Origin of the sequence: Salmonella sp. SAL04214 (assembly GCF_046550615.1) — a bacterium.
Lineage (GTDB): Bacteria > Pseudomonadota > Gammaproteobacteria > Enterobacterales > Enterobacteriaceae > Salmonella > Salmonella enterica.
The window spans coordinates 109,753-131,901 of record NZ_JBGDXT010000012.1; the positions used below are offsets into that span (position 1 = coordinate 109,753).

16 protein-coding genes and 8 pseudogenes are annotated in these 22,149 nt (G+C 50.9%); 12 read left to right on the top strand and 12 right to left on the bottom strand.

The window, feature by feature from the left end; translation table 11 throughout:
* Nucleotides 1–3,523, top strand: a 3,523-nt coding sequence (gene shdA, locus ACLJQD_RS18965; protein ID WP_369554726.1) for a fibronectin-binding autotransporter adhesin ShdA, incomplete at its 5' end; no start/stop codon positions are given.
* A gap of 161 nt (nt 3,524–3,684) precedes the next feature.
* Here the strand turns inward: shdA and xseA are convergent.
* Nucleotides 3,685–5,034 (bottom strand): exodeoxyribonuclease VII large subunit, encoded by a 1,350-nt coding sequence (gene xseA, locus ACLJQD_RS18970; protein WP_017441373.1) that lies wholly within the window; start codon nt 5,032–5,034, stop codon nt 3,685–3,687.
* 160 nt (nt 5,035–5,194) lie between these two features.
* On the opposite strand from xseA, the gene guaB reads away from it, so the two are divergent.
* The 3 genes and pseudogenes from guaB to ACLJQD_RS18985 all read left to right on the top strand — a co-directional run.
* On the top strand, nt 5,195–6,661 hold the full coding sequence (guaB, locus tag ACLJQD_RS18975) for an IMP dehydrogenase (protein WP_000944174.1): 1,467 nt from the start codon (nt 5,195–5,197) through the stop codon (nt 6,659–6,661).
* Between the two features lie 69 nt (nt 6,662–6,730).
* On the top strand, nt 6,731–8,308 hold the full coding sequence (guaA, locus tag ACLJQD_RS18980) for a glutamine-hydrolyzing GMP synthase (RefSeq protein WP_000138296.1): 1,578 nt from the start codon (nt 6,731–6,733) through the stop codon (nt 8,306–8,308).
* A 213-nt stretch (nt 8,309–8,521) separates the two neighbouring features.
* A pseudogene (locus ACLJQD_RS18985) lies at nt 8,522–9,130 on the top strand (tyrosine-type recombinase/integrase); the annotation flags it as partial.
* 32 nt (nt 9,131–9,162) lie between these two features.
* On the opposite strand, the pseudogene ACLJQD_RS18990 reads toward ACLJQD_RS18985, so the two are convergent.
* Nucleotides 9,163–10,145: pseudogene (locus ACLJQD_RS18990) on the bottom strand (IS3 family transposase); the annotation flags it as partial.
* Between the two features lie 66 nt (nt 10,146–10,211).
* On the opposite strand from ACLJQD_RS18990, the gene ACLJQD_RS18995 reads away from it, so the two are divergent.
* Nucleotides 10,212–11,225 (top strand): IS110 family transposase, encoded by a 1,014-nt coding sequence (locus tag ACLJQD_RS18995; RefSeq protein WP_017441376.1) that lies wholly within the window; start codon nt 10,212–10,214, stop codon nt 11,223–11,225.
* Between the two features lie 225 nt (nt 11,226–11,450).
* Here ACLJQD_RS18995 and ACLJQD_RS19000 read toward each other — a convergent pair.
* A pseudogene (locus ACLJQD_RS19000) lies at nt 11,451–11,567 on the bottom strand (transposase); the annotation flags it as partial.
* Between the two features lie 157 nt (nt 11,568–11,724).
* Here ACLJQD_RS19000 and ACLJQD_RS19005 point away from each other — a divergent pair.
* From ACLJQD_RS19005 to ACLJQD_RS19015, 3 genes and pseudogenes are all read left to right on the top strand, one after another.
* The gene (locus ACLJQD_RS19005; protein WP_017441377.1) at nt 11,725–11,958 is read left to right on the top strand and encodes a type II toxin-antitoxin system Phd/YefM family antitoxin; all 234 of its coding nucleotides are present in this window, start codon (nt 11,725–11,727) and stop codon (nt 11,956–11,958) included.
* A 195-nt stretch (nt 11,959–12,153) separates the two neighbouring features.
* Nucleotides 12,154–12,321, top strand: a pseudogene (locus ACLJQD_RS19010) (type II toxin-antitoxin system RelE/ParE family toxin); the annotation flags it as partial.
* A 344-nt stretch (nt 12,322–12,665) separates the two neighbouring features.
* Nucleotides 12,666–12,968: pseudogene (locus ACLJQD_RS19015) on the top strand (DDE-type integrase/transposase/recombinase); the annotation flags it as partial.
* A gap of 78 nt (nt 12,969–13,046) precedes the next feature.
* Here the strand turns inward: ACLJQD_RS19015 and ACLJQD_RS19020 are convergent.
* The 5 genes and pseudogenes from ACLJQD_RS19020 to ACLJQD_RS19040 all read right to left on the bottom strand — a co-directional run bounded on the left by ACLJQD_RS19020 (nt 13,047) and on the right by ACLJQD_RS19040 (nt 15,652).
* Nucleotides 13,047–13,376, bottom strand: a complete 330-nt coding sequence (locus ACLJQD_RS19020) for a DUF1493 family protein (RefSeq protein ID WP_077907231.1) — start codon at nt 13,374–13,376, stop codon at nt 13,047–13,049.
* Complete coding sequence (locus ACLJQD_RS19025) at nt 13,361–13,822, bottom strand: STM2901 family protein (protein WP_000381627.1); 462 nt, start codon at nt 13,820–13,822, stop codon at nt 13,361–13,363. The genes ACLJQD_RS19020 and ACLJQD_RS19025 overlap by 16 nt, the downstream gene beginning before the upstream one ends.
* 122 nt (nt 13,823–13,944) lie before the next feature.
* Nucleotides 13,945–14,298 (bottom strand): annotated as a pseudogene (locus tag ACLJQD_RS19030) (IS3 family transposase); the annotation flags it as partial.
* A gap of 98 nt (nt 14,299–14,396) precedes the next feature.
* A pseudogene (locus ACLJQD_RS19035) lies at nt 14,397–14,489 on the bottom strand (integrase); the annotation flags it as partial.
* 125 nt (nt 14,490–14,614) lie between these two features.
* Nucleotides 14,615–15,652 carry a hypothetical protein gene (locus ACLJQD_RS19040; protein ID WP_017441380.1) on the bottom strand — a complete coding sequence of 346 codons (1,038 nt, stop codon included), beginning with the start codon at nt 15,650–15,652 and terminating at the stop codon, nt 14,615–14,617.
* Between the two features lie 83 nt (nt 15,653–15,735).
* Between ACLJQD_RS19040 and ACLJQD_RS19045 the strand changes: the two genes are divergently transcribed.
* Together ACLJQD_RS19045 and ACLJQD_RS19050 are read left to right on the top strand one after the other, a co-directional pair.
* Nucleotides 15,736–15,891: a hypothetical protein gene (locus tag ACLJQD_RS19045; protein WP_000568804.1), complete on the top strand. Its 156-nt coding sequence runs from the start codon at nt 15,736–15,738 to the stop codon at nt 15,889–15,891.
* 251 nt (nt 15,892–16,142) lie between these two features.
* Nucleotides 16,143–16,286, top strand: a pseudogene (locus tag ACLJQD_RS19050) (hypothetical protein); the annotation flags it as partial.
* A gap of 165 nt (nt 16,287–16,451) precedes the next feature.
* On the opposite strand, the gene ACLJQD_RS19055 reads toward ACLJQD_RS19050, so the two are convergent.
* The 3 genes from ACLJQD_RS19055 to ACLJQD_RS19065 form a co-directional block, all read right to left on the bottom strand.
* On the bottom strand, nt 16,452–16,991 hold the full coding sequence (locus ACLJQD_RS19055) for a DUF5384 family protein (RefSeq protein WP_000755794.1): 540 nt from the start codon (nt 16,989–16,991) through the stop codon (nt 16,452–16,454).
* 15 nt (nt 16,992–17,006) lie between these two features.
* The gene (locus ACLJQD_RS19060) at nt 17,007–17,522 is read right to left on the bottom strand and encodes a glycine zipper 2TM domain-containing protein (RefSeq protein WP_001009636.1); all 516 of its coding nucleotides are present in this window, start codon (nt 17,520–17,522) and stop codon (nt 17,007–17,009) included.
* A gap of 228 nt (nt 17,523–17,750) precedes the next feature.
* Nucleotides 17,751–17,942, bottom strand: coding sequence for a YfgG family protein (locus ACLJQD_RS19065; RefSeq protein WP_000075924.1), 192 nt, complete (start codon nt 17,940–17,942; stop codon nt 17,751–17,753).
* 178 nt (nt 17,943–18,120) lie between these two features.
* On the opposite strand from ACLJQD_RS19065, the gene ACLJQD_RS19070 reads away from it, so the two are divergent.
* A complete protein-coding gene (locus tag ACLJQD_RS19070) occupies nt 18,121–18,258 on the top strand; it encodes a hypothetical protein (protein WP_001581698.1) in 138 nt (45 codons plus the stop codon).
* Nucleotides 18,259–18,354: 96 nt separating this feature from the next.
* A complete protein-coding gene (locus ACLJQD_RS19075) occupies nt 18,355–20,568 on the top strand; it encodes a sensor domain-containing phosphodiesterase (RefSeq protein WP_000773643.1) in 2,214 nt (737 codons plus the stop codon).
* A 35-nt stretch (nt 20,569–20,603) separates the two neighbouring features.
* Here ACLJQD_RS19075 and ppx read toward each other — a convergent pair whose 3' ends face one another.
* Nucleotides 20,604–22,145 (bottom strand): exopolyphosphatase, encoded by a 1,542-nt coding sequence (ppx, locus tag ACLJQD_RS19080; protein ID WP_001123330.1) that lies wholly within the window; start codon nt 22,143–22,145, stop codon nt 20,604–20,606.
* Nucleotides 22,146–22,149 lie beyond the last annotated feature (4 nt).

Here is a 22,149-nt window from a genome sequence, read left to right on the forward strand (position 1 = left end):
CAACAACGGCGTGCTTCAGGTCGGCGAGGGCGAGCTGAAAAATACGCTTTCCGGCACCGGTTCGCTGGTGAAAATCGGCACGGGCGAGCTGACGTTAAGCGGCGACAACACTTACTCCGGCGGCACCACCATTGACGACGGTGTGCTGATTGCTGACAATGCGGATTCACTGGGGACCGGGACTATTGCCAACAACGGCGTGCTTCAGGTCGGCGAGGGCGAGCTGAAAAATACGCTTTCCGGCACCGGTTCGCTGGTGAAAATCGGCACGGGCGAGCTGACGTTAAACGGCGATAACGATTACTCCGGCGGCACCACCATTGACGACGGTGTGCTGATTGCTGACAATGCGGATTCACTGGGGACCGGAGCTGTTGCCAACAACGGCGTGCTTCAGGTCGGCGAGGGCGAGCTGAAAAATACGCTTTCCGGCACCGGTTCGCTGGTGAAAATCGGCACGGGCGAGCTGACGTTAAGCGGCGACAACACTTACTCCGGCGGCACCACCATTGACGACGGTGTGCTGATTGCCGCCAACGTTAACGCGCTGAGCGGCGGTGATGTCGACAACAGCGGTACGCTGATGCTGGATGCCAACGGCGCATTTGAGCTTGCGAACGTCACCACCCATAGCGGCGCCACTACCGCGCTGGCGGCGGGCAGCACCCTTGACGCGGGCCAGCTCACCCAGGAAGACGGCAGTACGCTAAGTATTGACCTCGGCGCGGCCACCGACGAGGCCATGATTACCGCCGACAGCGTCACGCTGGGCGGCACGCTGAATGTTACCGGCATCGGCAGCGTTACAGACAGTTGGACGCCTGAGGCATACACCTACACGCTGATTGACAGCGACAGCGCCATTACGAGTGATTTCGACGATCTGACCGTCGCGGGAATGAATAGAGAAGATGTTGACTTCCTGACTATCGACGGAAAAGTCGATGAAACGGACAACACCAACTATGACCTGACGGCCTCCCTCTCCTGGTATGCGGACAGAGACAACGCCACTACCGACGCCCACGGCACCTTTACCCTGAGCGACCCTGACGGCAGCTTTAACGTCGCGGCTACACTGACAGACGTTGATGACACGCTGGATCCGGGTAGCAGATGGGACGGTAAATCGCTGACCAAAGAAGGCGCAGGCACGCTGATCCTCTCCGGCGACAACGACTACAGCGGCGGCACCACCATCAATGAAGGTACGCTGGTCGCCGCCAGTACGACGGCGCTGGGCACCGGTCTGGTAGACAATAACGCCACGCTGGTGCTGGACGCAGACGGTGAAGTCAGCGCGGTGGGCGGCATCACCACTCATAGCGGCGCGACGACCCAACTGGCGCTCGGCACCTCGTTGGATCTCGGCGACAGCGCGTTAATTCAGCAAGATGGCAGTACGCTGAACGTTGAGCTGAATAGTGACTCAGTGCAACCGCTGATCACCGGCGGCAGCGCCACGCTTGGCGGCGATTTGGTCGTCAGCGACGCCAGCCTGCAAGCGCGCGCCTCCGACGCGGAGTTCCAGTCCTTTAAACTGATGGATATGGACAGCGATATCAGCGGCGACTTTACCAGCCTGACGATGAACCTCACTGACCAGCCGGACTATCTGACCGTAACCGGGACAATCAATCCTGAAGATGCGTCAGAATATCTGCTTACCGAAGGGCTGAGCTGGAATGCGACCGCCACATCAGCGACGCCAGCACACGGCACGTTTACCCTGGGCGCAGGCGACAGTTTTGAAGTCACCAGCGTACTGGGCGATAAAACCGGCAACAGCGACTGGGACGGTAAATCGCTGACCAAACTGGGCGCGGGTAAACTGACGCTGAGCGGCGCGAACACCTATAGCGGCGATACCAACGTACAGGAAGGCACGCTGTGGCTGTCCGGAGACGGCTCGATTGGCGAAATGGGCAGCCAGCAGGCGGTGAACGTCGCCTCCGGGGCGACCTTCGGCGGCAGCAACGGTACTACCGTTAACGGTAAGGTGACCAACGAAGGGACGCTGGTCTTTGGCGACAGCGAGGAAACAGGCGCTATCTTCACCCTCAATGGCGATCTGGTCAACATGGGGACAATGACCAGCGGCAGCAGCGCCAGCACGCCGGGCAATACGCTTTATGTTGACGGCGATTATACCGGCAACGGCGGCTCGCTTTACCTGAATACCGTCCTGGGCGACGATGATTCGGCGACCGATAAGTTAGTCATTACCGGCGATGCCTCCGGCACCACCGATCTATACATCAACGGCATCGGCGATGGAGCACAGACCACTAACGGTATCGAAGTGGTGGATGTTGGCGGCGTATCGACCAGCGATGCGTTTGAGCTAAAAAATGAGGTTAACGCCGGTCTCTATACCTACCGTCTGTACTGGAATGAAAGTGACAACGACTGGTATCTGGCGTCAAAAGCACAGTCTGATGATGACGACAGCGGTGGTGATGACAGTGATGTCACGCCTTCGGATGGCGGTGACGATGGCGGTAATGTCACGCCTCCGGACGATGGCGGCGATGGCGGTAATGTCACGCCTCCGGACGATGGCGGCGATGTCGCACCGCAGTACCGTGCGGATATCGGCGCGTACATGGGCAACCAGTGGATGGCGCGCAACCTGCAAATGCAGACCCTCTATGACCGCGAGGGCAGCCAGTATCGTAATGCCGATGGCAGCGTATGGGCGCGCTTCAAAGCGGGTAAAGCGGAATCCGAGGCTGTCAGCGGCAATATCGATATGGACAGCAACTACTCCCAGTTCCAGCTAGGCGGCGACATTCTGGCCTGGGGTAACGGCCAGCAGAGCTTTACCGTTGGCGTCATGGCGAGCTACATCAACGCCGATACCGACAGCACCGGTAACCGTGGCGCAGACGGTAGCCAGTTCACCAGTAGCGGCAACGTAGACGGCTATAACCTTGGCGTCTATGCCACCTGGTTTGCCGATGCCCAAACGCATAGCGGCGCGTATGTCGACAGCTGGTACCAATATGGTTTCTACAACAACAGCGTAGAGAGCGGTGATGCGGGTTCTGAATCTTACGATTCAACCGCTAACGCCGTCTCGCTGGAAACCGGTTATCGCTACGATATTGCGCTTAGCAACAGCAATACTGTCAGTCTGACGCCGCAGGCGCAGGTTGTCTGGCAGAATTACTCAGCGGATAGCGTGAAGGATAACTACGGCACCCGGATCGATGGTCAGGATGGCGACAGTTGGACAACGCGCCTGGGTCTGCGTGTTGACGGCAAGCTGTACAAAGGCAGCCGTACGGTTATCCAGCCGTTTGCTGAAGCTAACTGGCTGCACACCAGCGATGATGTGTCGGTATCGTTTGATGATGCCACGGTAAAACAGGATCTTCCGGCTAACCGTGCGGAGCTGAAAGTGGGTCTGCAGGCAGATATCGATAAGCAGTGGAGCGTTCGCGCTCAGGTTGCCGGGCAGACTGGCAGCAATGATTTTGGCGATCTGAACGGTAGCCTGAATCTGCGCTATAACTGGTAAGTTAGACAAAACCGGGCGGGTATTCCCTGCCCGGTTTTGAGGCGAATGACAAACCGGTTGATCGTCGGATTGCGGCTACACCTTATCCGACGTGGCGCGTAGGTTGGCTGAGGAGAAACCGAAACCTGACATTGCGCTGCCGAGGGTGGGGGAATATTGGATTACGTGCCCGACGTGACGGATTTGACTTCACTTTCAAGCCAGCCGTCCTCCAGTCGCGTAGTCATGATATCGCCTGCTTTGACCTGTTTGATCTTTTTCAGCACCTTGCCGTCCGTTGTCGTCGAAACCGTATAGCCGCGCGCCAGCGTGGCTAACGGGCTGACCGCCTCCAGATGCGTGACCGCGTTGCCGAAACGCTCGCGCTGTTCGCTTAACCGTGAGCGGATATTCTCCGTCAGACGATATTCCAGCTGTTGGATGCGCGACTGCGCGCGGTGAATGCGCGGCTGCGGATTTTGCTGGCTCAGGCGTTGACTTACGCGTTGCTGGCGCTGAGTGGCCTGCTTAATCCTGGCCTCAAGCGCAAATCCCATCCGTTGGCGTAGACGTTCCAGCGCGGTTTGCTGACGGGCCAGACGCAGTTGCGGATGTTGCTGTTGCAGACGGTGAAAAATCTGCGTGAAACGACGGCTGCGGTTGGCGAGGTAGTAGTCCATCGCCATGCCCAGACGTTGCTGGGCGGACTGGATCTGACGCAACAACTCCTGCTGGTTGCGGCTGACAATTTCTGCCGCTACTGATGGCGTCGGCGCGCGCAGGTCGGCGACAAAATCAGCTATCGTGACGTCCGTTTCGTGGCCGACGGCGCTGACTATCGGAATGCGGCTGGCAAAAATCGCCCGCGCCACGCGTTCGTCGTTAAAACTCCACAAATCTTCCAGCGAACCGCCGCCGCGTCCGACGATCAGTACATCACATTCGCCGCGCGCGTTCGCCAGTTCGATAGCACGAACGATCTGCCCCGGCGCGTCGTCGCCCTGGACTGCGGTTGGATAGATAATTACGGGCAGGGATGGGTCACGACGCTTTAGCACGTGGAGAATGTCGTGCAGCGCCGCACCGGTTTTCGAGGTGATCACCCCCACACAGTGGGCCGGGGAGGGCAACGGCTGTTTATGCTGCTGATCGAACAAGCCTTCGGCCTGGAGTTTGGCTTTTAGCTGCTCATATTTCTGCTGCAACAAGCCTTCGCCCGCCGGCTGCATACTTTCGGCGATGATTTGATAATCGCCGCGCGGCTCGTACAGCGTAATGTTGGCGCGTACCAGCACCTGCTGCCCGTGCTGCGGGCGGAACGTCACCCGGCGATTGCTGTTACGGAACATCGCACAGCGCACCTGAGCGGTATCGTCTTTGAGCGTAAAGTACCAGTGACCCGACGCAGGCTGCGTGAAATTAGAAATCTCGCCGCTGATCCATACCTGTCCCATCTCCTGTTCTAACAGCAGACGAACCGTCTGGTTAAGGCGGCTTACGGTAAAAATTGAGGAAGTTTGAGAGGATAACATGTGAGCGGGATCAAATTCTAAATCAGCAGGTTATTCAATCGATAGTAACCTGCTCACGGGGGATCGCAAGCACTATTTGCAAAAAAATGTAGATGCAACCGATTACGTTCTGTATAATGCCGCGGCAATATTTATTAACCTCCCAGGTGAGATATTGCCCATGCTACGTATCGCTAAAGAAGCCCTGACGTTTGACGACGTCCTCCTTGTTCCCGCTCACTCCACCGTTTTGCCGAATACTGCCGATCTCAGCACGCAGTTGACGAAAACCATTCGTCTGAATATTCCTATGCTTTCTGCGGCGATGGACACCGTGACGGAAGCGCGCCTGGCAATTGCCCTGGCCCAGGAAGGCGGCATTGGTTTTATCCACAAAAACATGTCCATCGAGCGCCAGGCGGAAGAAGTTCGCCGCGTGAAGAAACACGAGTCCGGCGTAGTGACTGACCCGCAGACCGTCCTGCCAACCACCACGTTGCATGAAGTGAAAGCCCTGACCGAGCGTAACGGTTTTGCGGGCTATCCGGTGGTGACTGAAGATAACGAGCTGGTGGGTATCATCACCGGTCGTGACGTGCGTTTTGTGACTGACCTGAACCAGCCGGTGAGTGTCTACATGACGCCGAAAGAGCGTCTGGTGACCGTTCGTGAAGGCGAAGCCCGTGAAGTCGTGCTGGCAAAAATGCACGAAAAACGCGTAGAAAAAGCGCTGGTCGTTGATGATAACTTCCATCTGCTTGGCATGATTACCGTAAAAGATTTCCAGAAAGCGGAACGTAAACCAAACTCCTGTAAAGATGAGCAGGGCCGTTTACGTGTCGGCGCGGCGGTCGGCGCAGGCGCGGGCAACGAAGAGCGCGTTGACGCGCTGGTGGCGGCAGGCGTTGACGTTCTGCTGATCGACTCCTCTCACGGTCATTCAGAAGGCGTGTTGCAACGTATCCGTGAGACGCGCGCTAAATATCCTGACCTGCAAATCATCGGCGGCAACGTCGCCACTGGCGCAGGCGCTCGCGCACTGGCGGAAGCCGGTTGCAGCGCGGTGAAAGTGGGTATCGGCCCGGGTTCCATCTGTACCACTCGTATCGTGACTGGTGTGGGCGTTCCGCAGATCACCGCTGTTTCTGACGCAGTTGAAGCGCTGGAAGGCACCGGAATTCCGGTTATCGCTGACGGCGGTATTCGTTTCTCCGGCGATATCGCCAAAGCCATCGCCGCAGGCGCGAGCGCGGTAATGGTGGGCTCTATGCTGGCCGGTACCGAAGAATCCCCGGGCGAAATCGAACTCTACCAGGGCCGTTCGTACAAATCTTACCGCGGCATGGGCTCGCTGGGCGCGATGTCCAAAGGTTCCTCCGACCGTTACTTCCAGAGCGACAACGCTGCTGACAAACTGGTGCCGGAAGGTATCGAAGGCCGCGTAGCCTATAAAGGTCGCCTGAAAGAGATCATTCACCAGCAGATGGGCGGCCTGCGCTCCTGTATGGGGCTGACCGGTTGTGCTACCATCGACGAACTGCGTACTAAAGCGGAGTTTGTGCGTATCAGCGGTGCGGGTATCCAGGAAAGCCACGTTCACGACGTGACCATCACCAAAGAGTCCCCGAACTACCGTCTGGGCTCCTGATTTTCTTCGCCCGACCTTCGCGTCGGGCGATTTATTTAATCTGTTTCACTTGCCTCGGAATAAGCGTCAATGACGGAAAACATTCATAAGCATCGCATCCTCATTCTGGACTTCGGTTCTCAGTACACTCAACTGGTTGCGCGCCGCGTGCGTGAGCTGGGTGTTTACTGCGAACTGTGGGCGTGGGATGTGACAGAAGCACAAATTCGTGACTTCAACCCAAGCGGCATTATTCTTTCCGGCGGCCCGGAAAGCACCACCGAAGAAAACAGCCCGCGCGCGCCGCAGTATGTCTTTGAAGCAGGCGTGCCGGTATTTGGCGTCTGCTACGGGATGCAGACCATGGCGATGCAGCTTGGTGGTCATGTAGAAGGTTCTAATGAGCGTGAATTTGGTTACGCGCAGGTCGAAGTATTGACCGACAGCGCGCTGGTTCGCGGTATTGAAGATTCCCTGACCGCAGATGGCAAACCGCTGCTGGACGTGTGGATGAGCCACGGCGATAAAGTGACGGCGATTCCGTCCGACTTCGTGACCGTCGCCAGCACCGAAAGCTGCCCGTTCGCCATCATGGCTAACGAAGAAAAACGCTTCTACGGCGTACAGTTCCACCCGGAAGTGACCCACACCCGCCAAGGTATGCGTATGCTGGAGCGTTTTGTACGCGATATCTGCCAGTGTGAAGCGCTGTGGACGCCGGCGAAGATCATCGACGACGCCGTGGCGCGCATTCGCGAGCAGGTAGGCGACGATAAAGTGATCCTCGGTCTCTCCGGCGGCGTGGATTCTTCCGTCACCGCGATGCTGCTGCACCGTGCGATCGGTAAAAATCTGACCTGTGTTTTCGTCGATAACGGCCTGCTGCGCCTGAACGAAGCCGAGCAGGTGATGGACATGTTTGGCGACCATTTTGGCCTGAATATCGTTCACGTTCCGGCGGAAGAGCGCTTCCTGTCCGCGTTGGCTGGCGAAAACGATCCGGAAGCCAAGCGTAAGATCATCGGTCGCGTTTTCGTTGAAGTGTTCGACGAAGAAGCGCTCAAACTGGAAGACGTGAAATGGCTGGCGCAGGGCACCATCTACCCTGACGTTATCGAATCTGCGGCGTCTGCAACCGGTAAAGCGCACGTCATCAAATCTCACCACAATGTCGGCGGCCTGCCGAAAGAGATGAAGATGGGGCTGGTTGAACCGCTGAAAGAGCTGTTCAAAGACGAAGTGCGTAAGATTGGTCTGGAGCTGGGCCTGCCATACGACATGCTGTACCGTCATCCGTTCCCGGGGCCGGGCCTCGGCGTGCGCGTACTGGGTGAAGTGAAGAAAGAGTACTGCGACCTGCTGCGTCGCGCGGACGCTATCTTCATTGAAGAGCTGCGCAAAGCGGATTTGTACGACAAAGTCAGCCAGGCGTTCACCGTCTTCCTGCCGGTCCGTTCCGTTGGCGTGATGGGCGATGGTCGTAAGTATGACTGGGTGGTCTCTCTGCGTGCCGTCGAAACCATCGACTTTATGACCGCACACTGGGCGCACCTGCCGTATGACTTCCTCGGTCGTGTTTCCAACCGCATCATCAATGAAGTCAACGGGATTTCCCGTGTGGTGTATGACATCAGCGGTAAACCACCGGCTACCATTGAGTGGGAATAAGCCGATAACCCTTCCTGTGTTTTCATGAACAGGTGAAAGTGAATTTAACCCTCTGTTTTTGCAGAGGGTTTTTGTTTATGTGCATAGATGAGTTTTCTGTGTAGTGCACAGCTTCTGGCGGCAAATTTGACGTAATCGTCGAAAAAGTAGACAGTCCTCATTAGTCAATACATACAGTAATTAGTCAATTCTGACGGTGTTTCCGGAGGGCGTATGCTTACCGATATCCAGCTTAAAAGACTTAAACCGCAGGAAAAAATCTACAAAGTTACCGATCGTGATGGGCTCTATGTAGCCGTATCGCCCACCGGAACTCACTCATTTCGTTACGATTATCGGATTAATGGCCGTCGTGAAACCCTGACCATTGGACAGTATGGCGTTGACGGTATTTCACTGGCTGAAGCGCGTGAACAACTCATTGCCGCCAAAAAGCTGATCAAGTCAGGCGTGTCGCCTGCTGTGAAGAAACGTGACGGTAAAAATCAGATCAGAAATGCGGAAACTTTCGCAAATTTTACCGTCAGCTATATGAAGCGTGCCTCCCTTGCGGACAGCACGAGATCGATGAAGCAGGCCGTTATTGACCGGGACATCATTCCTTTTCTGGGTAACAAGCAAATGGCGGAGATTACGCCGTCAATGGTTCGAACCCTATGCGATCGCATCGTGGATCGTGGCGGTAATGCCACGGCGGTACAGGCGCGTGAGATTATCAGTAGCGTTTATACATACGCGAAAAACCGGGGGCATGACTTTAAGAATCCCGCTCAGGATATCAAGGCCAGTTCGATAGCCACATTTTTTCCTCGTGACAGAACCTGACCTTGGCCCAAATTCAGTACAGTGATAAATCAGAGATCTTCGTCTTTCCGGAGACTTCGGATAAATTCAGCCGGGGTCATGTCATTTAATGATGAATGCGTTCTCTCATGATTGTATTCCCTGCGCCAGTTGTCGGGTTTTTCCTGCGCATCTTCCAGTGACAGGAACCAGTGAATGTTCAGGCATTCATCCCGCAGACTGCCGTTAAATGATTCAATAAACGGGTTATCTGTCGATTTTCCGGGGCGCGAGAAATCCATTGTGACGCCGTGTTCATACGCCCATTTATCCAGACTTTTTGAGATAAACTCGCTGCTGTTATCCGTCTGGATACGTACCGGCAGCCGCTTATCCGGCACCCGCAGTGCCTCCATTATTCTGACCACATCCTCGCCTTTTAACGATTTTCCGGCATGGCTCGCCAGGCATTCCCGACTAAAATTATCCACTACAGTCAGCGCCCGAAAACGCCGCCCGTTAAACAGATTATCTGACACAAAATCCATACTCCAGCACTGATCGACATGCGTCAGGACCGGGCGCTGCTGACGGAGTGCTGCACTGACATGTCTGCGGGGGCGTTTTCTGCGCAGGTTCAGGCCTTCCGGACAATAAATCCGGTGGGTTTTCTTGTGGTTAACAGGCCATCCCTCCCGGCGCAACTGAATATGAATACGCGGGCAACCGTAGCGTATCCGAGTTTCCGCTATTTCCCGGATACGCAGGGTTATCGCCCGATCGTCACGCTGGCTCTGCCAGTGGTAAACGGTTCTGCTCTGCATCAGCAACCCGCATCCCCGCCGGACGCTGATACGGTAAGCCTCCCGCAAAAATGTCACCGCCTGGCGCTTCTGAGCCGGCCTCAGAACTTTTGCTTCAGTACCTCCTGCAGCATCTCCTTGTCCAGACTCAGCTCAGCGACCAGCTTCTTCAGCCGCTGATTCTCATCCTCCAGTTGCCGCAGACGCCGCAGTTCGGTCACGCCCGGCCCAGCAAATTTTTTCTTCCAGTTAATGGGATGGACTACCTCCTCCCGCTGCGGTTAACTGTACGAAATGTGCTCACCAGGAGAATCACCATGAATATCGTATTTCTGGGTATTGATCTGGCTAAAAATTTTTTTCAGCTCTGCGGGTTAAACCAGGCCGGCAAACCGGTTTATACGAAACGCACTGGCCGAAAAGAATTGCTCCAGACGCTGGCAAATATTCCTGCATGTCTGATTGGGATCGAAGCGTCCACCGGGGCATTTTACTGGCAGCGTGAGTTTGAGAAACTGGGGCACAAAGTAAAGGTCATCAGTCCTCAGTATGTAAAACCCTTTGTCCGCGGGCAAAAAAATGATGGTAATGATGCACAGGCCATCGCAGTGGCTCTGATGCAACCGACAATGCAGTTCGTGCCGCCAAAAAGCCCCGAACAGCAGGATATCCAGGCTTTACACCGGGCAAGGCAGCGTATTGTCAATCACCGCACTGCTACAGTCTGTCAAATAAGGGGGCTGTTACTTGACCGGGGGATCCCCATTGGCAGTGCTGTCTCCAGAGCTCGCCGTGCTATTCCTCTTATCCTTGAAGATGCAGAAAACGGTCTAAGTTCCCGTATGCGCAGAACAATTGCCGAACTCTATGATCTCTTTAACGATCCCGGGCGTCGGATCCATTTTTTTGATAAGGAAATTGAAACAGTATTCAGGCAATCAGAAGCCTGTCAGCGTATCGCCAAAGTTAAAGGCATTGGTCCTGAAACGGCCACGGCCGTTGTTGCTATTGGCAAAGGAACTGAATTTAAGAATGGTCGCCACTTTGCTGCATGGCCAGGTCTGGTTCCACGCCAGCATTCGAGTGGCGACAGGCAGGTGCTGATGAATATGACGAAAAAAGGCGACAAGCATCTGCGGACACTTTTTATTCATGGTGCCCGCGCTGTCGTCAGGGTTGCCACGAATAACAATGATGGTCATATGAATCAGTGGGTTAACCGGTTAAAGGAACGGCGCGGATTTAATAAAACGACCGTGGCGGTCGCTAACAAAAACGCGAGAATAATCTGGTCGATGCTGAGAAATGATACCGGGTATCAGGTAGTGTGAAATTAATCCCCTGCCAGCAAAAGTTGCAGCGTACTGAGAAATGATGACAGGTTGCACCTGCACAATCGGAACCTGATTTTTATACTGGCCTCAGAGGCCGTCCAGTTGTTGAGGCGATTGTGTGCGGATTACCCATTTGGGCACAGATTTTCCTGATGCCGGATAGATGTAAGCAACAACCCAAAACCAGATTCAGTACTTGCAAAACGGAGGTAGTCCATAGATGTAAAATGTGGCCTCAGAAATTCCCATCTTTCTGCAGACTTCCCCGACGCGGGTGCCGGTTTCAGCCTGTTTCAGGGCAAATGCAATCTGTTCTTCGGTATAACGGGTCTTTTTCATGACAATGCGCCTCTCTGTGAGATGGAAGAAAGACCAGAGACTTCAGTTTAGACTGGCACTGTTTACAGGGGGAAGGTCAACAGGGGGCATGAGGCCTTGTTGGTGGTCTAAATATAGTCTATATTAAAATCGAGACATGACCATTAGGCGGACCAACATGAAAGTAGAGACAATCAGCTACGTTAAAAAGAACGCAGCAACGCTTGATCTGTCAGAACCCATCCTGGTCACACAAAATGGTGTGCCTGCTTATGTTATAGAGTCCTATGACCAGCAGCAGGAACGGGAAAACGCCATTGCTTTGCTGAAATTGCTGACCCTGTCAGAGAAAGATAAAGCGGAAGGGCGCGTGTTCTCGAAAGACCAGTTGCTGGATAGCCTTGAGGATTAAATGCAGCGCGCTCAACATTAAGGGATTTCCATGGAACAGCAGGTAACTTTTGAGTACACGCTTACGGTAAAGCACTGCATCGACACAATAGCGGGCTTTCTGAAGCGTGTTGATGTTGAGCCACGTCCGGTTATCGCAGATATTCTCACACAGTTTGAGAGTACCGTAGGCCAGTTCCCCTTGGGCTGCCAGATTTGCCCCGAATTGCTTAAAATTGGCTGCGCCAAATACCGGGAGTTTAACCACGCTGAAGGCTACCGGGTTTTGTATTCAGTAGACGGAACGTTAGTGACCGCGCATGCGATCCTGGCACATCGGCAGGACGTGCAGCAACTGCTGTTTAAGCGTCTGATCATGGCCTGATAACCCTAAATGCGTGTTGTACGGCAATAATACAAATCTAAAGAGCGTGTCTGTAAACCATCATAGCAACATGATTAATATCACAAATTTCATCATTTTGACGGTATTTATTACAGTATCGTCTGGAAATGGTTGTCATAAAATTCCGTGATAACAAGATGTTGGATGGTTCCTAAATCATTGAATGGGAATAAGCCGATAACCCTTCCTGTGTTTTCATGAACAGGTAAAAGTGAATTTAACCCTCTGTTTTTGCAGAGGGTTTTTATTTATGTGCATAGATGAGTTTTCTGTGTAGTGCACAGCTTCTGACGGCAAATTTGACGTAATTACGAACTCACTAAGGTTGGCTGTATCTTGCCGTGGTCGTTGATTTGTTCTCGCGCAAAGTTATCGGTTGGTCAATGCAACCACGAATGACAAAAGATATTGTCCTGAATGCGCTTCTGATGGCCGTGTGGCGACGTCATCCCCAAAAACAGGTGCAGGTTCATTCTGATCAGGGTAGTCAGTACACCCGCTATGAATGGCTGAAATCGCACGGACTGGAGGGCAGTATGAGCCGTCGCGATAACTGTCATGACAATGCGGTTGCAGAAAGCTTTTTCCAGCTACTGAAGCGTGAACGGATAAAGAAAAAGATCTACCAACGACTCAGAAGTGCCCTGGTTATCCGTGGCGATACAACCCAAATAAGGGGCATTTAAAATATAGTAACTTATTCTTCAACTATATAACCAACGTCCAGCTTTAGCACTTTCAACGAGCATACCAACCGTTAGTAGTTTACGCGGATCAGGCTCTTTACTTCCAAAGTACTCTGGATTCAGATAGTTGAGTATGTCAAATCCTTCTGAATCTACATTCCAACGCTTGAAGTACTCTTGTAGAAGTTCTTCACTATCTTCAAAAACGAGTTTTAGATCATCCTTAATACTGATATCAAGCGTGATGGTTCGCTTTGGCCCACAGAGAAAGTACTTTTTAGTGTTATATTCCTGATCGATAAAATCGATAATTTCTTTCTCAATATCTCTCATTAGAAGTACGTCCACTGAATGCGATCTTTAGGAACCGCCACACGATTAAATGTATCTTTAATATCACGCTGGATATCATAAATCGTAGTGAATGTCATAACCCAACCGAGCCAGGGTACATTACGAACAACGAAACGACCTAAATTATTCGTTGAGCTTAGCTGTAATGAGTTGATGGTTTTGCCTGTCAACGTTGGTAATCTGATCCCAGGTGGCAGTTTATAGTTCAACCAATTACTGATGTACTTAGAAGCAATTGATGTTACTGGAGTTGTCCCACGAGGTTTCCCCCTCGTAGGTAGAATTGGTTGCCCTGAGATAACCAGTGCAGCATCAACCACTGAGATCCCCAGATGCTCGCTCACAACGGCGATGGTGATAGCCCACCATAGTTGTTGTGGTGTCAGGTTGGATAACCCGCCGTAGAAGTAGGTACCATTCAATGGTTCAGTAGTGTCCATTTACTCACCCCTTCTAACCATGACCAACAATTATAGTGATCTTACCCACGTAATGTGGACACAGACCTAAGCGAGGTTCTGGTTTTCAAACTGTTCCGGGCTGAGACCGCCACTGGCACTGTAACGGCACGCGACCACAGGTCAATGACGACAGTCAGATACAGCCAGCCTTCATCAGTACGTAAACAGGTGGTATCACCCGACCATTTCTGGTTTGGACCGCTGGCGTAAAAATCCTGCTTCTGTAGGTTCTCCGACACCGGCAGGCCATGCTCGCGGTAACTGACCGGGATAAACTTCCGCGAAGCTTTCGCCCGCAGCGCCTGACGACGCAGGCTGGCTGCCACGGTCTTCACGTTGAAGCAGTAACCCTGAGCATGCAGTTCACCGGTCAGACGCAGTGCCCCGTAGCGCTGTTTTGCCCGGTGAAGAGCCTGGTGCACGGCGCTGTCGCAACTCAGACGGAACTGCTGGCGGATCTTTTTGATGGTTGATACTGGTTTTGTCATGTGAGCTACCTCTGGTTGAGAGTTTACTCACTAAGTCACGTGTCCACTATTGCTGGGTAAGATCACTGAGCCAAATCGCTCGTTTTACCTTCCAGTTCAAGCCGGATTCGGATACCCCAGATATGAGATATCTGAAGTGGTCTTTTTTGGCCGATGATACGGTCTTTGTTTCACGGTGACGTGTTCATACTCAACTGTCCTGTAATGTGGGAGATTTGAGTATGGTTGTCCATTATGAGTGAGGTGCGAAAGTTGGCTACCGAGAATTTGGCGATTCAGATCGTCATCGAACATTCAGTGATATTGCCGTCTTTAGGTCACTAGTAAGCATCTCTGCCTGTTTTTCCAAAGCTTCTAACATAAAATCTTTTTTATCTTGTACAGTAACTAGTAAATAGAATGGTTCACTATTTGTACAGGTCAAGCGTGATATTGTAAAGTCATCACGGTGAGGTATTAATGCGCGATAATTTCCTTCAGCGATAAACATAAAGCGAGCTTTAGAATATTCGCTGAGCCACATATACTTATTATTGCAAAAGAAAGTATCGCGCGTGTCATACTCCATGGCAAATCCGAAACCGAATTTGATGATGGAAAACGTCTGTATACTAAATGCAATATATGAAATGTAACCAATAAAAAATAGTGGAGCGAAAACTGACATTGAATAGCTAATGTCATCAGATGGTGTTGCTTTTCTTTTTTTTATTTTTGGGGCCATGAGTATTAAATAAGAAATGCAAATAAAGTAAATGGTATAATAGAATATGAAAATAAAAAGCAATGCTGAGACTGCCGTCATGAGTTTATTGAGTGTGGTATCAAAAGGAATATCAAATATATTGGAGATTAGCGAGCGCGCAAGATAATATGAAATTAATGATACGATTAGCCATGAGTATTTAATCCCTAGCTTTACTTTTATAGCTATGTTTTTTTCTTTGTTATCGAACGATTGTATGTGAGATGATATAGTGTATATGATACACAATGCCGTCATAAAAACTAATGCGCTTGGAATGATGGTATTGATATAATTAATGACTTTAAAGGAAATACATGTTAATAAAAATAGCAATGCCGACAATAGTGCTGCACCTTGCGTTTTTTTATAATTCTTTCGTAAGCGAACGACCAGTTGATTGGATGACTTTTTATTCCAATAATTGTGTACAATTAGCCCACTGAGAATAATCATACCCAACCAAATAACAATGGGATATAGAGGCGCTCTCTGAGGCATGATGACGAGTACTGCCATATAGAACAATAGAGAATGAGTGATGCCAAGGTTTAATGAAGAGCATGTTTTTTTCATCGATGACCTTTTTAATAATTCGTTATTCTATTAGATGTTAAGTTTTTTATAACAGATGCTAACGACAATAGGAAGGTGAGTTTATGATTGAAGAAAAATTATCCACCTGTTTGAAATCTGTTGTGATTTACAGAGTTTGGCCATTTGAAAATACGATTGAAACTTCCGTTCCTGGCACCAGGCCGACTACGCCTAAAAAATTTCAGAGCTTAATGGGCTCTTTACAAAACAAATTCTGACGTATGGGACTGGTCACCTTATTCTCCTTCCACGATGGTTATCTTCCTGATTTCGCATTGACTCTGGCGGATAGGGCGGAACCGCAGGTGACCTTTGAGTATACGTTTACGGTAAAGCACTGCATCGACACAATAGCGGGTTTCCTGAAGTGCGTTGAGGTTGAGCCGCATCCGGCTATCGCAGAGATACTTACACAGTTTGAGAGTACCGTACGCCAGTGCCCGCTGGGATGCCAGATTTGCCCTGAACTTGTGCCAGCTACCGGGGGTTTAACCACGCTGAAGGCTATCGGATTTTGTATTCGGTCGAGGGAATCTTAGTAACCGCGCATATGATCTTGTCACCCAGGCAGGATATCCCGCGGTTGCTCTTTAAGCGTCTGATCATGGCCTGAACCCATTGAGTGGGATTGTCTTTTTGCGTTAACGCTAAAGCTTCTTTTTATTGCGCGGGCTTTTTTATGTAGGGTGACCCGTCCTGAACAGCGAAAATACTGTGCGACCAGACAGAAACCTCCGCTCACGCAGAGGTTTTTACTGGTCATAAATAATTAGCGAAATCAGTTAAACCAGCCGCTTGCCTTTTCCTCACGGGCTTTACCTTCGCTTTGCAGCAGATCGCGACCGCCTTCAGATAGATTTCTGTTTGCATCAGCATGAGATTGAATAACATCTGTCTGGGCAGCTTTACTTTTCAGCTCTTGATCGATGAATTCATTTTCTCTTTTTACCCGGGCCTCTTCCCTGGCCAGCGCCAGTTTTTGTTTCTGAATTTCTAAACGACGAAGCTCATCTTCGTAGCTTTGATCGCGCGCTTTATCTTGCGCGGCTTCCGCTGCCAATTTTGCTTGCCGTGCTTTCCGTTCAGCTTCTGCCGCTTTTGCTCGCTGCTTAGCAACCGCGGCCGCATTGGCTTGCCTTTGTCTTTCCTGTTGAGCCTCTTGATCTCGTTTGGCTTGCAGAGCATCACGTTGTCTGTTTTCTTCATTTTTTCCTTGCTGTTCAGCCTGGGCTACCGCCGCAAGCTGATCCTGCAAAGAAGAAGATAAAACCGAGCCGCTTAGGGTGAATAAAACAGTGGCTAAAATAACTTTCTTCATAAAATCTCCTGATAGTTAGCTTTTCTCAGGACATTTCGTATTGGGTTGAATTCGCGTTTCGTTATCTTTGGTCGATATCACCATCGCCAGACCGGTGGTAAATTGGCACGTTTTTCCAACCTGGGTGGAGGTATAAACCTTCGTTCCTTCTTTGTAAGTCAAAGATACAGCTTCAACTAACGTTTTATCTTTAACTAATGAACCCGCCGCTGCGCCAACGGCTCCGCCGCCAACCGCGCCGGCAGTAGTACCCAAACCGCTACCTGAACCCACGTTATGACCAGTAACGCCGCCCGCTACAGCCCCAAGAATTGCGCCGAAGGTCTGAGCGGTTTTTTTATTGGCGGTGTTATCTACGGCAACTTTCGCTGGCAAAACAGAGATAATATTGACGGTCTTTGTTTCTTGCTTCGCGTTTAACTGCCCGGTTTGGTAAACATCTGCGGCATAGTCATCCGCATTGGACTGGCATCCGGCAAGAGAAAAAGAGGCAAACAAAACCAGAGGCAAAGCATTTTTTTTAAAATTCATCACAATTCCTTGTTTAGGTAATAACGCAAAAAGGAATGTATTTAAGACTAATCTTAAAAAAAGTAAACTATCGTTTCTTGTAGTTGATTGTTTTTTTAGACTAAAAAACAAAGCATTAGATAGTACGATGCTTTGTTTTTATCGGTTCATGCTAAGCCAGGGAAGGGAAAACAGAGTTCTGGATAACACAGTAAGCCTGTGACGATAATACCGCCAACGGATAACAGCTTAACGTTGTCCCGGCGTGGTGACAGAAAGCGATGACTGTTGCGCTTCTTTTTTATCCTGATGGTGCTGCCAGGCGCCGATAGAAGAGTAGACGAAACGTCCAAAGAAGAAGAGAAAACTGATAAGCAGTACGATACGGGTCATGCGAGTGTTAAATCGATGTCGTTTTCGCATACTGTTGGCCTGACTCACAAAGGGTTCCTTAACGTTGGCCCAGCGATATGGGCGGGATCAGGCTGGGTTCTTCAAGGGTATTATCAAGGCGAAGAACGTAACAAGCCTGCGTTCACTCTACATTAAGGCATACTGCGAACCGATGGTCAATTCCTCTTAATGTAAAATTGCGTCAGTTGATTTATCTTATATTGTTATGGAAGATAATTTTAGTATTTACATTAATAATAAATTAATGATAACAAAGAATAAAAAGACGAATAAAGGCTGCAGGAGAAAGGTAATAATTGACTTAAATCAAATGTTACTTTTGTTTAATAATTACAATCGATGACTATCGTGTGATGTATATCGCATCATCAATTTAAAGTCAGGTGGGATGCCTGTCTGTTAACGCCCCTTTGGGATTGGGGGGTTCTGCTGAGCATCTATGAAATTAAATAAAACTTATATAAATATCAGAGATAAATGGTGGGGACTACCGCTCATTCTCCCTTCGATTTTACTACCTGTTTTAAGTAGCGCAAATACTTATGCGCTTACCAGCACTGGAAATGTGGTTCTTTTTTACCTGCCGTTAGCTTTTATGCTTAGCCTGATGCTCTTTTTCGGCTGGGCAGCACTGCCGGGCATTGTGCTTGCTATCTTCTGGCGCAGATACCCGCAGACAGGGCTGTATGAAACCCTTTCCGTGACGATGCACTTTATCATTACTATCGTGCTAAGCTGGGGCGGCTATCGTGTCTTTTCCCCCCGGCGAAACAATGTTTCCCACGGCGACGCCCACCTGTTGTTTCAACGAATATTCTGGCAGGTATTTTGTTCAGCAACATTATTTCTGGTCATCTACCAGTTTGCCGCTTTTGTTGGCATGTACGAAAGCAAAGCCAGCCTGATGGGGGTAATGCCCTTTAATATCAACACGCTGATTAATTACCAGGCGTTACTGGTCGGTAACCTTGTCGGCGTGCCATTGTGCTATTTTATTATTCGTACTCTCCGCAATCCGCTGCACCTGCGGGGGTATTATCAGCAATTAAAGCTACAGATTGATAGCAAGGCCACTAAAAAAGAGATCGTTATTTGGCTGGCCGTATTGACTACACTAATGTTTATACTGTGTATGCCATTGACTGATAATAGTTCAATATTTAGTACCAACTATACGCTTTCGTTATTATTGCCGGTCATGCTATGGGGCGCGATGCGCTATGGCTATAAGTTTATTTCAATTATCTGGGCCGTCGTGCTAATTACGTCGATTCATTATTATCAGCGTTATATGCCCTGGTATTCAGGTTATGATACGCAATTAGCGATTACCTCTTCGAGCTATCTGGTTTTTTCTTTTATTGTTAATTATATGGCTGTACTGGCCACGCGCCAGCGCGTAGTGAGTGGTCGCGCACGGCGGCTGGCCTATCTTGACCCGGTTGTACATCTTCCCAATTTACGTGCGTTAAACCGCGCGCTCCAAAATGCGCCCTGGTCTACGATCTGTTTTTTACACGTGCCGGGCCTGGAGCTATTGGGTAAAAATTATGGCGTCATGCTACGCATCCAGTATAAGCAAAAGCTCTCTCACTGGATTACGCCGATGCTGGCCTCAAATGAGTGCGTCTACCAGATGTCAGGGCACGACCTGGTGCTGCGTCTTAATACAGAGGCGCATCAGCAGCGTATTGAAGCGCTGGATAAACATATTAAGCAGTTTCGGTTTATCTGGGATGGACTGCCGCTACAGCCGCCTGTCGGCGTGAGCTACTGCTGCGTGCGTTCTCCGGTTAGCCACCTTTATCTTCTGCTGGGCGAATTAAGCACCAGTTCCGATCTTTCGTTGACGACTAACGCGCCGGAGGATTTACAGCGGCGCGGCGCAATGCACCTGCAGCGCGATTTGAAGGGCAGAATTGCGATGATGAATCGGCTGCAACAGGCGTTGGAGCACGATCATTTTTTCCTGATGGCGCAGCCTATTTTCGGCGTTCGTGGGGACGTTTACCATGAAATTTTACTGCGACTCAGGGATGACAACGGCGACGTTATCAACCCGGACAATTTTTTACCCGTGGCGCATGAGTTTGGTTTGTCTTCCGCTATCGATCTCTGGGTGATTGAAAACACGCTGCGGTTTATGGCGGCTAGCCGGGAATATATGCCCGCGCATCGTTTTGCCATTAATCTGTCGCCAACATCGGTATGCCGCGCCCGTTTTCCTGCAGAAGTTAAGCAACTGCTTACGCAATATCAGGTTGAACCCTGGCAACTGGTTTTTGAGGTAACGGAAAGCAACTCTCTCACCAATGCTGAGCAGGCGCAGTTGACGCTGGGACAGCTACAGCAGTTTGGCTGTCAGATAGCGATTGATGATTTCGGTACTGGCTACGCCAGCTATGCGCGGCTGAAAAACGTTGACGCCGATATTCTTAAAATTGATGGCAGTTTTATTCGCAATATAGTGTCAAACAGTCTCGATTATCAGATTGTGGCTTCTATTTGTCATTTAGCGCGAATGAAAAATATGCAGGTCGTCGCGGAGTATGTCGAGAGCGAAGAAATACGAAGCGTCGTGCTCTCGTTGGGGATCGACTATCTTCAGGGATATTTAATTGGCGAGCCGCAGCTATTATCTGAGATTCAGTAAAGACAGACGCCGCGGCGCGGCGTCTGGCTCACAATTTACGCGGCGATCTCCGGCGAGCTTTCTTCCTCAATATTGAGACGCCAGCCAGTTACCGCTTCCCAGTACTGCTGTTCTTTTTCCAGATCAAGCAGTACCAGCGCATTCTGGCTGAACCAGTCATGCGGAAAACATAACGTCCAGTGGCTGTCATCGGTCGTTAGTCGCAGCGTCGGCGGCGTAGTGGTCGCCTGCCGCTGGTTGTTCAGTAATACGCCCAGCCGAAGTAGCTGAATTAACGGCAGATACTGTTTTTTCTTAAACAGCGTAAAGCGGGGCATATCATCCAGTTTTATGGCTTTACGATGGTAACGCACCAGCGTCGCCATCATCATTTGCTGCTCCTGATTAAAGCCGGGCAAATCGCTGTGTTGCAGAATATAAGCCGAATGGCGATGTAAACCGCTGTGATTAATATTCAGTCCAACCTCATGCAGCATTGCCGCCCAGCGGAGCAACGCTTCAAGCTGCGGATGCGCCAGTTTTGGCTGCTGGGCTTGCCACTGCTCGTACATTTGCATGGTGGTTTCCAGCACGCGTCTGGCCTGTTCTCTGTCAATGTTGTATTGATTGGCCAGACTTTTTGCGGTACGGCTGCGAACATCCTGATGGCGGAAGCGGCCTTCCATTTCATACAGCACGCCTTCACGCAACGCGCCGTCGGAAAGGCGAAGCTCGCGGATAGCCAAAGCATCAAAAACGCCGCACAGAATTGCCAGGCCCGGCACAAAGACCGCTTTGCGTTCTTCAGACAGACCCGGCAGGCTGAGCGCATTAAAGGAGCGGTGCTTCAACACTTCTGACTTCAGTTTATCGAGGCGCTCCGGCGTAATGAAGCCATCTTTCTCACCCAGCGCCAGGAGAACTTCATGAGCGGCCTTAATCGTACCGGAAGCGCCCATCGCCACGTTCCAACCCTGAATACGATACTGCCAGGTTAAGGTTTCCAGTTTTTGCGCCGCCGCCATTCGGGCGCGCTGGAAGTTTTCTTTATTGATAACGCCGCCGGGAAAGTAGAGCTGCGCGAAGCTCACGCAGCCCATACGACGGCTTTCAACCAGCCTGGGTTCGAAGTTTTCGCCAATGACCAGCTCTGTTGACCCGCCGCCGATATCGATCACCAGCTTGCGGCCTTTTTCCGGCTGCGTATGTTCTACGCCCATAAAAATCAGGCGCGCTTCTTCGTTACCGGAAATAATCTCTATCGGGTAGGGAATAACCTTTTCCGCGCGTTTGAGAAAATCAGCGGCATTTTGCGCCTGACGTAACGTATGGGTGCCTACGATACAGACGCTGGAAGGGGAGAAACCTTGTAAGCGTTCAGCAAACAGCGACAGACAGCTAAGCCCCCGTTCCATGGCTTCTTCGCTGAGTTTGTTATCTGCGCCCAGCCCGTCCGCCAGATGGACGCGCTGTTTTAAGCGCCCGATAATCTGCATTGCGCCGTCAACCACGCGGGCAATGACCATATGAAAGCTGTTTGAGCCGAGATCGACCGCAGCGAACTCCTGCGGGCGAGGGGATTTATCGTAAATTGGCATAGCG